This is a genomic window from Cytobacillus gottheilii, assembly GCF_018582665.1.
GTDB classification, from domain to species: Bacteria; Bacillota; Bacilli; order Bacillales; family Cytobacillaceae; genus Cytobacillus; species Cytobacillus gottheilii.
The window spans coordinates 3383441-3395249 of the sequence record NZ_CP071709.1; the positions used below are offsets into that span (position 1 = coordinate 3383441).

Genomic DNA, 11809 nt, shown 5'->3' on the forward strand with positions numbered 1-11809 from the left:
GCATCATGTATTATAAGCCTAAAAAAACCGTTATTTCCTTTATTTTATCATGTCATGATAAGGAAAGGAAAATAACGGTTTGTGTGTATGGTTTCTATTTATTCTGTATCAGTGTAACCCATCAACAAGCGTGCATATGGTGAATCAGATGGCAGAACAATAACCGTTTCGCCATTGATCGTCTTTTTATAAGATTCTAATGTTCGATATAAACTATAGAAACTTTGATCTTTTGAAAAAGCTTCATTATAGGTTCTTGCTGCTTGTGCTTCTCCTTCAGCCCGGATTTGTTCAGCTTCAGCCTTTGCAGCTGCCAGCATTTTTGTGACATCCCGATCTGTCTCGGCAATGATCTTATTTTTTTGAGCATCCCCTTTGGATAAATACTCCTGTGCAGTTGATTCACGTTCAGAAATCATTCTTGTAAACACGGATTGCTCGTTCTCTGGCGGAAGATCTGTTCTTTTAATGCGGACATCAGTCACTGAAATACCATAATTATCTTTTGCAAGAAGCTCATTTACCATCTCTGTAATCTCAGTGTTGATCGATCCCCTAGAAGACTTTTCATCATTAATGATCTCGTCATAATCAAGCTGCCCAAGCTGCGTTCTCGTAACAGAATAAATAAATTCCTCCATTTTTGCTTCTGCACCCTGAAGCGTTCTTGCATTGGAAATCATTTTAATTGGGTCTTCTATTTTCCAGACTGCATAGTTGTCAATAATCATACGCTTTTTATCTTTTGTATTAATTTCCGCTTCAGATACATCGTATGTCATTTGATATTTTGGCAATGTTGTTACGCTTTGGATAAACGGAATTTTATATGAAAGACCTGGTGAATTCTCAATGCGGACAACTTCTCCAAACTGGCGGACTACTTTATATTCACCCTCCTTGACGATAAAGAGGTTCATAAACAAAATAATAAGAATTGCGATGAAAATAACAGCAAAAATACCAAACTTAATAAATTTGCGGTTTCTAAGCTGATTGCCTCCCCCGCCTCCGCGTTCATTCATATTTACTATGTTTTGATCACTCATTATTTTCACTTCCTTCAGCTGCTGGCTTTTGCTGCTCTTTCTCTAACGGTCTGATTGGGAAATACTTCATCGTATTGCCATCATCATTCATGATATAGATTTCAGAACCCGGCAATACTTGCTCCATCGTTTCGAGCATTAACCGCTCCCTCGTGATTTCAGGGCTGTTTCTATATTCTTCATATAAACTGTTAAAGACTGCAACATCTCCACGGGCACCCTGAAGTCTGGCCTCCTGCTCACCTTGTGCGCGGGATTTAATGGCTGAAACCTCACCTTGTGCCTCATTCATTCTTTGATTCTTGTATTTCTCTGCTTCATTGATCTTTGTGTTCATTGTTTCACGTGCATCTGTTACATCGGTAAAGGCTTTTCGGACATCTGCATTAGGGAGCTCTACATCCTGCAATTTAACCGCTAAAATGGAAATGCCTATGTCATATTTTTCAACGAGTGATGTTAATAACTCCCAAACATCTGCTTCTATTTGTGCTTTCCCTGAAGTTAGAGCATCATCAATTTGTGAGCTTCCGATAATACTGCGAAGTGATGAAGATGTACCATCATATAAAATTTCTTCTGGATCTTCAGCATTGAAAAGGAATTTTTCCGGATCAGTAATTTTCCATTGAACAACAAGGTCTGCTAATACAATATTCTCATCCCCCGTGATCATTTTCGTTTCATCAGGAAAGTCCTTTATCTCTCCTTCTTGCTCTTCATAACCAAACTGGAGACTGAATGTTTCTTTTGATAATTTTTCGACGCTCTGAATTGGCCAAGGCATTTTAAAATGCAATCCAGGTTCGGTAATTGTATCTTCGGCATCTCCAAAGGTTAAAATAACCGCTTGATCTGATTCATCGACTGTATACCATGAAGTAAAGGCAATAATGGCTAAAACGACAATTGCAATCGCCAAACCCGATAATGTATAAATTCTTTTTAAACTAACCATTTATACTCCCCTTCCCTGTTTCTTTGTCTGTAACTTTATTACGAGCTGAATACAGAAAAGTTTCATAAGATTTACAATTCAATAAATATACAATTGAATATTCGGAAAGTGGAGGAAAGACAAGAAGACAGAGAATGACTAAAAACAACGAAGTTCATATGTTTTTTAACATCTATGAAGAAAAGATCTTAAAAAAGGCAAAAAGAAAAGGAGAAAGCGGGGTAAGCTTTCTCCTTTCTTTGGTACCTTGGATGAAGGGGTTTCCCTAATCATTATAAAGGTCTATTGTAAATAGAAAATAAAAAGACTGTAAATATAATGTAAACCCCTCATTTTTTATCTATTTTTCCAAATCTATTGAATATGGTCTTCAATTTTTCCTTTTGGAAGTTCAATATGAAAGGCTGTGCCTTCACCTACATCACTTGTAACAGAGATTTTCCCCTTATGAGCTTCCACAATATGCTTTACAATTGCCAGACCTAATCCGGTTCCGCCTGAATTTCTGCTTCTTGCTTTATCGACTCGATAAAAACGTTCAAAAATCCGCGGAATTTCCTCTTGGTCAATTCCAATACCTGTATCCTGAACCTTAACATGTACCTTTTTTGGCCCTTCTGATACCGACAAAGAAACTCTTCCGCCTTGGGGCGTATAGGAAATAGCATTTGATAATAAATTGATGATTACCTGTTTTAGCCTAGATGGATCTCCTTCCATTAAGACGGCTGCTTCCTGCCTCTCAAAGAAAAGAGAGATATCCTTTTCTTCCAATTTCCCATGCATAATAGCCAAAACTTCTTTCATCATCACTTGTATATCGAATATTTCTTTAGACAAACTAAAGCCCTGCTGCTCAATTTTTGATAAATCTAGCAGGTCCTGAATAAGGGATTGCAAACGATCGCTTTCCTGCAAAATGATTTTAAGGAAGTCGGTTAATGCCTGCTTATCTTCCATTGCACCGTCCAGCAAAGTCTCTGAAAACCCTTTGATAGATGTAATAGGAGTTTTCAGTTCATGTGAAACATTTGCAACAAAGTCTTTCCTCATTTGCTCGAGTTTCTTTAACTCTGTAATATCATGAAAGACAAGCAAGACGCCTTTCCAAACATTATTCGTACCAATAATAGGCACTCCAGAAACATCAAAATGCTTTCTTTCAATCCCAACAGGAATCATAAGCTGTTTGCGCACTTTATGTTCGGTCATAAATACTTCTTCTACCATGGATGTTAACTCATTATTATTCATCACATCATAATACAGCTTATGTAAGTAAAAAGAAGATTTTGCTTCGAAAATCTCTTTATATGATCTGTTAATTAAATTGATATAGCCTTTGCTATCAATAAGAACAAGACCGCTGCCCATGTTTTCGATTAATGTCTCAATTCGATCTTGCTGAATCTCCTGAGATTTCACCATTTCCTGCAGATTTCTAGCTAAAATATTGATAGAATTACTTAACATACTTGTCTCATTCAAAGGATCTTCATATGTTCTAGCCCTATAATTCCCTTTTGCCAGTTCAATTGCTACTTTTGTAGCTGACTCGATCGGCTGTGTATAATTAGACGTAATACGAGTTACAAGGAGAATAATGACAAAGAGCGCCGCTCCAAGACTAATGGTCAATGTCCACCAGATTTGCCTGTAGGCATCTTGTACTTGTGTGATTGCTGTGCTTAAAATGATGTAACCATCAGGATCTTCACTTGAACCTATCGGACGCCAATAATAATTCAGGTCAAAACCGCCTTGAATCTCCAGGAAATCTTCTGAGCTGTAGACTCCATTTGTTATTTCCTCAACAATGGCTTCATGCCTGCTTACATTGTTTTTGTCATGGCTCTCAAGTACAATACTTCCATTAACATTAGCAATTGTAATCTGGACATTTAATGCATCAGCCATTTCTTTTACTTTTCCGTCGTTAAGCCCGTTGACACCGCCTTGGTCATCGACATAATTTTTTACTAGATCACTCTCATTTTGCAAGCGTTCATCAAAAGACTGTAAAGAATTCGTTTTAAAAAGCTGCCCTAATAAAATACCCAGAAAAATTAACACAGCGATTATTAAGGTAATAAGGGCAAACAAAAGCCTCGATCTGAAATTAATCATTCTTTCTTAGGTTCCTCCAGTTTATATCCTAGTCCGCGGATCGTTTTAATATAAACAGGCTTTTTCGTATCATGTTCAATCTTTTCTCGCAGATGGCTGATGTGAACATCGACGATGCGTGTATCCCCTGCAAAATCATAGTTCCAAACTGCACTTAAAAGCTGATCTCTTGTTAATACCCTGCCTTTATGTCTGCCTAGATAAAGCAGAAGCTCAAATTCCTTTGGTGTTAATTCTAAAAGCTCTTCATCAGCAAAAGCTTCGTATCGATCCGGATAAATTTTCAGCTCTGCAATTTGAATATAATCCTGAGATTCTGCTTGGCTTACATCATATTCCGGCTGCGTTTGTATTCTGCGCAAAATAGCTTTTACACGCGCAACAACCTCACGGGGACTAAATGGCTTCGTCATATAATCATCAGCGCCTAATTCAAGTCCTAGTACTTTATCAAATTCATCATCCTTTGCCGTCAGCATTAAAATAGGCACTTCTATCTTTTGCTGTCTAAGCTGTTTGCATACTTCAATTCCATCCATTTTTGGAAGCATTAAATCAAGAACAATTAAGTCTGGTTTTTCTGAAATAGCAAGCTCCATCCCCAATTCTCCATCCTCTGCAGTTAAAACGTCATATCCAGCTTGCTGTAGATTATATTGCAGCAAAGTAACAATTGATTGTTCATCATCGACGACAAGTACTTTTTTATTCATGAAAAGCCTCCGATATTTTTATTCCCCCAAAAGCATTACCGGCTAACCGGCAATGACCCCCCAACTACCTAAATCTATTATAATATAAACACTTCTTTACAATGCAACCCTTTCAGAAGAATATCTGATAATGTAAGCATTTTCATTATAATTGATAGAGCTTATAAGTGTCGGCCTAATAGGAACTTTGTTCCATCAGGCAGAGAAAATTAATTTTTTTAACATAAAGTACTTTAGGAAAATATGTGGCAAGTATGGAGGGTGGGAACAAAATATTGAACTCTAAAGACAACTCAATACAACAGGCAATTTTGTCATTCACTAAAAAGCAAGATTAAGCTTATTCTTCGAACACTTTCATGCACTGGGAGGAAGGCTGGCGCTTCTAGACAGGTCCGCAGAGTTTCCCTCTGAAATCAATTGAACTTACTTCCTCCCGCACATGCATTTTTGGGGTTGTATGATCTAAACGAACAGTCCATGTTTTATGTTTATAGAACCTCTATCTACTTAAAAGCTTTCTGCTTTTTCACAGGAATATAAATATCCATTTCTTTGTCTTCAGTACCATAGCATCGTTCATCATAGAACTCGAATTCAATCGTTCCATTATGCTCATATCCTGATTTCGGAAACCAGTCTGTGAAGATATAGTTCCAGGTAGACTGAATAGATGCAGTGAACATTTCCTCATTTGCTTTCGGTGTTGTAAACACTGCATATTCCTGCCCTGGAAAACTTCTGTAAACTAATCCCTCAGGTGCAATAGTTCCCTCAGCTACTTCCATTCCAATGACGTAAACAAACTCACCTGAAGAAGAATTAAAATCTGTACAAATTCCATATTCTTCGTTTTGATGCAAAGGATCGGGAATGGCAGCTCCTAATTTATTTTTCATATACTGCTGCCAAAATTCTGGAATATCTTGATTATTTTGACCATCCTGATTCTTCGTTTTAAGTTCATAGCCAATGATGTGAAAAGCTGGTTTCGCAAGTAGTTTTGGTTTCATTTTTAGTCCTCCTATTAAAGGGTTTTTATTTAGGCAGGCTTTTCCTCTTAACGGACCGGACATTTTCTTTGCACGCCGATATTGCTTTGGTGAAACCCCATAGAACTTTTTAAATGCCCGATTAAATGATTCATGATATTGAAACCCAACGCTGATTGCTATTTCAATCACTTTTTCATTTGTATAAAATAGTCTTTCCGCTGCGGTTGTCAGCCTTCTCTTTCTGACATATTCCATCACAGATTCTCCAACCATTGCCTGAAAAACACGATGATAATGAAAAGGAGAAAAACAAGCAATCTCAGCCAGCCGCTCCAACGATATGTGTTCATGAATATGATTTTCAATATAATCCAGTGTTAATTGGATAGAGTTTATATAATCCATTTCCGTCACCTGCCTACTACCACTATAACAGCAAACAAACGTTTGTTCTTAACTTTTCTTGCTAAAGAACTGTTTTTGCGAACTATTCTGTTTCTTGGATGAGTGTGCTAGTATTTTGCTTTCCATGAGGAGGAAACTGGATCCTTCTCCATATTGATGATAAATAACCGACATTAAAAAAACCGAAAGATTAGAAGGGGTTTTCTAATCTTTCGGTTTTTTCTTAAGTTTCGTTATTCTTTATAAACTTTAGTACATTAAAAGTTATCAAGCGCATTTCCATCCATTTGCTGAATCCGATGAGGTGGACACACAACTAGTTCTCCTCGAATGACAACTTCATTTTCTTCTTTGGTTCCTATTACACTGAGGTGAATGGTATGTTCAGAGGTGTTTACCGCTGTTACCTCAAATAAAAAAGTAACAGAAGCATAATGATAGACAGGCTTAACATAATCAAGGTCCTGCTTTAAAATGTGGCTGCCGGGGCCGGGAAGGTACTTGGAAACAGCTGAAGTGATCATGCCATTTAACATGATACTTGGCACAATAGGTTTCTTATACGGAGTCTGTGATGCATAATCATGCTGAATATATAAAGGGTTGGCATCATTGGTTAGTCCTAGATATAACAACAGATCTTTATCCTCAATTACTTCTGTTAAGGTTAATTTTTCGCCTTTGGATATCTCTTCAATCTTTCTTCCGATCTTTCTTTTTTTCCCTAAAAGCATGCAAACACCTCCATAAACATGTAAGCGGTTTCATTATTGAGTAAAAAATAAAAGCCTTCTTTAGCATATTAAAATCAGTTGTTGACTTATTATTCTGTCATTTTATATTATCATAAATCATCTGGATAAGCAAAATGAATATGAAAAGGTGAGTCTTATTTCTTTTTTGTTATTTATCAAAAGCAAACAATCAAAAAGGATTGAAGGAATTGTACAGCTAGTCACATTCCTTTCAACCCTTTTATATCTGTCAAATCGTATCAGTATTAATTTTATACAAGTATCTCTAAAACGCTTTTAACAGAATGAACAGATTGATTCAGTGCTGCTTTCTCGTTTTCTTCTAAATCAAGCTCAATAATCTTTTCAATTCCGTTAGCACCTAAAATTGTTGGAACGCCAAGATAAATACCTTCATATCCATATTCACCCTCGAGGTAGGCAATGGCCGGAAGCACACGGCGCTGGTCTTTTATAATGGCTTCACACATTTCAACTAAGGCAGCTGCTGGGGCATAATATGCACTGCCGTTTCCTAGCAGGTTAACGATTTCACCGCCGCCTTTGCGGGTCCGTTCAACAATTGCCTCTAAGCGGTCTGCTGGTATTAATGTTTCAAGCGGAATACCACCTGCATATGAATAACGGACAAGCGGAACCATGTCATCACCATGGCCTCCTAACACAAATCCAGTAATATCTTTTACAGAAAGATTCAATTCCTGCGCTACAAATGTTCGGAAACGTGCAGTATCTAATACCCCTGATTGTCCAATTACACGATTTTTAGGAAAGCCAGACTCCTTAAATACCGTATAAGTCATAGCATCAACAGGATTTGTTAAGACGATAATATAGGAATTAGGAGAGTATTTGACGATCTCCTGTGTTACACTTTTCATTACCTTTTGGTTTGTCTGTACTAAATCATCACGGCTCATGCCAGGCTTACGTGCAATTCCAGCAGTGATCACGACAATATCTGAATCCTTCGTATCCTCATAATTGGATGTACCGATAATATTTGCATCAAACCCTTGTACTGGACTTGCTTCAAGCATATCAAGCGCTTTCCCTTTTGTGGGATTTTCATTATGAGGCATATCAACCAGCACGACATCTCCAAGCTCTTTTTGAGCAAGCAGAAAAGCTGTTGTTGTGCCAGTAAATCCGCCGCCGATCACAGATATTTTTTTTCGTCTCATTGTCATGAAATTTCCTCCTAAACATGATGAATATATTCGGTTTAAACAAAAGGCTGTTCTATTCGAACAGCCTTTTGCATCAGTTATTGAATAGGATTAACCCATATTTTTAATTAATTCATCTCCGAATTCAGAGCATTTTACTTCTGTTGCTCCATCCATTAAACGGGCAAAGTCATATGTTACAACTTTAGATGCAATTGTTGTTTCCACTGATTTCAGGATTAAGCTTGCTGCTTCACTCCACCCTAAATGCTCAAGCAATAGCACACCAGATAGAATCACAGATGATGGATTTACTTTATCAAGACCAGCATACTTCGGTGCTGTTCCATGTGTTGCTTCAAAAATTGCATGGCCAGTTTCGTAGTTAATGTTAGCACCAGGTGCAATTCCGATTCCGCCAACTTGTGCAGCCAAAGCATCAGAAATGTAATCACCATTCAGATTCATTGTTGCCACAACGTCAAATTCGCTTGGGCGTGTAAGGATTTGCTGTAAGAAGATATCAGCAATAGAATCTTTAACGATGATTTTGCCAGCTGCTTCAGCATCAGCTTGTGCTTTGTTCGCAGCATCTGCACCTTTTTCATCTTTAATGCGGTCATACTCTGCCCAAGTGAATACTTTTTCTCCGTATTCTCTTTCTGCAAGCTCATAACCCCAGTTTTTAAATGCGCCTTCTGTAAACTTCATAATATTGCCTTTATGTACAAGTGTTACAGATTTACGTCCTTCTTTGATTGCATATTCAATTGCAGCACGTACTAAACGAGAAGTACCTTCTTCTGATACTGGTTTAATGCCAATTCCTGACGTTTCAGGGAAACGGATTTTATTAACACCCATCTCGTCTTGTAGGAAAGAAATAAGCTTTTTCACTTCGTCAGAACCTTTTGCATATTCAATTCCAGCATAAATGTCTTCCGTATTTTCGCGGAAAATCACCATATCTGTGTCTTGAGGACGTTTTACAGGAGAAGGAACTCCTTCGAACCAGCGTACAGGGCGTAAACAAACAAACAAGTCAAGCTCTTGACGAAGTGCAACATTAAGAGAACGAATTCCTCCGCCGATTGGAGTTGTTAATGGGCCTTTAATTGCAATTAAATACTCATTAATCGTATCTAGTGTTTCAGATGGCAGCCACTCACCTGTTTGGTTAAATGCCTTTTCACCAGCAAGAACTTCTTTCCATTCAATCTTGCGCTCGTTGTTATATGCCTTCTCAACAGCAGCGTCTAAAACTCTTGATGCTGATGCCCAAATATCAGGACCAATCCCATCTCCTTCAATAAAAGGAACGATTGGATTATTTGGTACATTTAATACCCCATTGCTTACTGTAATTTTTTCACCTTGCATGTTCATTTCTCCCTTCCTTTTCACATCTCGTTTTCATGCCAAAATAATAAAGCGGAAAGGTCAGAAAGCAGGTCTGCCTCTAACCTTTAGCTCTCTTCAATCTAACACAGCAATTATACACAGAAAAGTAAAATGCTGTACATGATTTAGATAAGTGAAACAGCAGCTGGAAATTAGCCTCTGTTTTCAACAGTTACGTATTTTTGCATGCCTGGTCCTGTGTATTCAGCACGAGGACGGATCAAACGGTTATTTTCATATTGTTCTAGAATATGAGCTAACCAGCCAGAAACGCGGCTTACAGCAAAAATTGGTGTAAATAAATCATGATCAATGCCTAAGCTGTGATAAACAGACGCAGAATAAAAATCAACATTCGGCGGCAGGTTTTTCTCTCCTGTTACTATGCCTTCAATTTGTGTAGACATTTCATACCAATGAGGTTCTCCTGTAAGTTCTGTTAATCTTTTAGACATTTCTCTCAAATGTTTTGCGCGCGGATCACCCTGACGGTATACACGGTGCCCAAAGCCCATAATTTTTTCTTTGTTCGCAAGTTTCTCACGAATATACGGGTCGACGTTATCAAGTGTTTCAATCTCAGATAACATTTTCATAACCGCTTCGTTAGCTCCGCCGTGCAGCGGTCCTTTAAGTGCTCCAATGGCTGCCGTTACACCAGAATAGACATCTGATAATGTAGCAACACATACACGGGCAGTAAACGTAGACGCGTTCAACTCATGGTCTGCGTGAAGCACTAAAGCTTTATTAAACGCTTCAATCGCAATATCTTCTGGCTCTTCGCCAGTCAGCATATAAAGGAAATTGGCAGCAAAACCTAAATCTTTCTTTGGCGCCACTGGCTCTAAACCTTTACGAATACGAGAAAAACTCGTAACAATTGCCGGCATTTTTGCTTGAAGACGAACAGCTTTTCGATAGTTTGCTTCCTCATCCATTAAATCCGCTTCTTCATCATATAAAGAAAGCAGTGAAACGGCAGAACGCAAAGCAGCCATTGGATGAACTTTATTAATTGGATACATTTTAAAGTGCTGCAGAACCTCATCAGGCAGTTCAGCATTTTCAGCAAGCAGAGATTTAAATTCCTCTAATTGCGCCTTAGTTGGAAGACTGCGGTGCCATAACAAATAAATAACTTCCTCAAAGCTTGCATTCTCCGCCAAATCATCAATATCATAGCCTACATACGTTAGTGTATCGTCTATGATTGAGCTTATAGATGACTGTGTTGCAACGATTCCTTCAAGTCCGCGTGTTACTGTCATATAAAACATCTCCTTTACGTAATAAAATTTCCCCTTACCCTTTGCACGCATAAGCGTTTACAAATCATCTTGCTGAATACTCTCGAATGAATTTTCAGATTAATTTAAGCTTTAATGCCGGCACAAGCAGCCATTTTGCAGACTATTTTGGATATCTAACCTATTATTGCTCTCGGCTAAATGATCAGGAGGTATGTAAAGATCCATTACAGATCCCCCCTAAGTAAGTAACTTTTTTATATCCTTGACCGGACTGAGCGCTTGCTCGAGAATATACAATAAAAAAAGAAAATGCTTACATTTCTTTTTGACACAAAAAATAGTTATTACTATTTTAATAGAGAATATGATGAATAACAAATAGTTTGCGCTTACAAGTCCTATTATAAACAATTATCTGACTTTTGTGAACGAAAACAACTTAAATTAATAAAATAAATTGTTTTATAAGAAAAATGTTATTTGATTAAATCAATTATTTTCATCAGGAAATAGGCTATTCCTGCACCAATTAATGGACCGACAGCCACTGCTTTAAATATGGAGACAGCAAGGATAGTCCCTAATACCAGAGCGACTGTAATTTGCGGATCCTCAGCCAAAAGAGTTACTCCGCCTTTTGCAATCAGAGCGACCAAAATTCCAGATATGAGTGCTACCCAGGCATAAGGTGATTTAAATGCATCTCCTAGATCACGCAGTCCAATATCACCGCTGGCAATGGGAGCTAAAACAGCAATGGTAATAATGGTGACGCCCCAGTTAATTCCTTTTGATTGTATAAAGGAAAACAGGTGACTCCCACCGCCAACCGCCTTTAAAATCAGCAGCACAAATACAGCGAGCATCAATGATTGGTTTTTAGCTATTATACTTATTCCCAATAATAACAATAAGAAAACAAGAGATTGCGAAATCATTATTTATTCCACCTTATACAAATTATCGTAACATAGTTATATGACC

At 37.8% G+C, this 11809-nt stretch carries 10 protein-coding genes; all 10 read right to left on the reverse strand.

Features of this window, described 5'->3' with window-relative positions; all coding sequences use genetic code 11:
- Positions 1-98 precede the first annotated feature (98 nt).
- A complete protein-coding gene (hflC, locus tag J1899_RS16745; protein WP_066443049.1) occupies positions 99-1049 on the reverse strand; it encodes a protease modulator HflC in 951 nt (316 codons plus the stop codon).
- Entirely contained in the window at positions 1042-2007 is a 966-nt protein-coding gene (gene hflK / locus J1899_RS16750) for an FtsH protease activity modulator HflK (protein ID WP_066443048.1), read from the reverse strand. The genes hflC and hflK overlap by 8 nt, the downstream gene beginning before the upstream one ends.
- Before the next feature lie 354 nt (positions 2008-2361).
- Entirely contained in the window at positions 2362-4134 is a 1773-nt protein-coding gene (gene pnpS / locus J1899_RS16755) for a two-component system histidine kinase PnpS (RefSeq protein ID WP_066443047.1), read from the reverse strand.
- Complete coding sequence (locus J1899_RS16760; protein WP_066443046.1) at positions 4131-4847, reverse strand: response regulator transcription factor; 717 nt, start codon at positions 4845-4847, stop codon at positions 4131-4133. The genes pnpS and J1899_RS16760 overlap by 4 nt, the downstream gene beginning before the upstream one ends.
- 506 nt (positions 4848-5353) lie before the next feature.
- Positions 5354-6247, reverse strand: a complete 894-nt coding sequence (locus J1899_RS16765; RefSeq protein WP_214475351.1) for an AraC family transcriptional regulator — start codon at positions 6245-6247, stop codon at positions 5354-5356.
- 257 nt (positions 6248-6504) lie between these two features.
- The gene (locus tag J1899_RS16770) at positions 6505-6981 is read right to left on the reverse strand and encodes a MaoC/PaaZ C-terminal domain-containing protein (RefSeq protein WP_214475353.1); all 477 of its coding nucleotides are present in this window, start codon (positions 6979-6981) and stop codon (positions 6505-6507) included.
- A gap of 272 nt (positions 6982-7253) precedes the next feature.
- Positions 7254-8192 (reverse strand): malate dehydrogenase, encoded by a 939-nt coding sequence (gene mdh / locus J1899_RS16775; protein WP_066443043.1) that lies wholly within the window; start codon positions 8190-8192, stop codon positions 7254-7256.
- 90 nt (positions 8193-8282) lie between these two features.
- On the reverse strand, positions 8283-9551 hold the full coding sequence (icd, locus tag J1899_RS16780; protein ID WP_066443042.1) for an NADP-dependent isocitrate dehydrogenase: 1269 nt from the start codon (positions 9549-9551) through the stop codon (positions 8283-8285).
- 173 nt (positions 9552-9724) lie between these two features.
- Positions 9725-10843, reverse strand: a complete 1119-nt coding sequence (citZ, locus tag J1899_RS16785) for a citrate synthase (RefSeq protein ID WP_066443041.1) — start codon at positions 10841-10843, stop codon at positions 9725-9727.
- A gap of 458 nt (positions 10844-11301) precedes the next feature.
- On the reverse strand, positions 11302-11763 hold the full coding sequence (locus J1899_RS16790) for a DUF441 domain-containing protein (protein ID WP_066443040.1): 462 nt from the start codon (positions 11761-11763) through the stop codon (positions 11302-11304).
- Positions 11764-11809 lie beyond the last annotated feature (46 nt).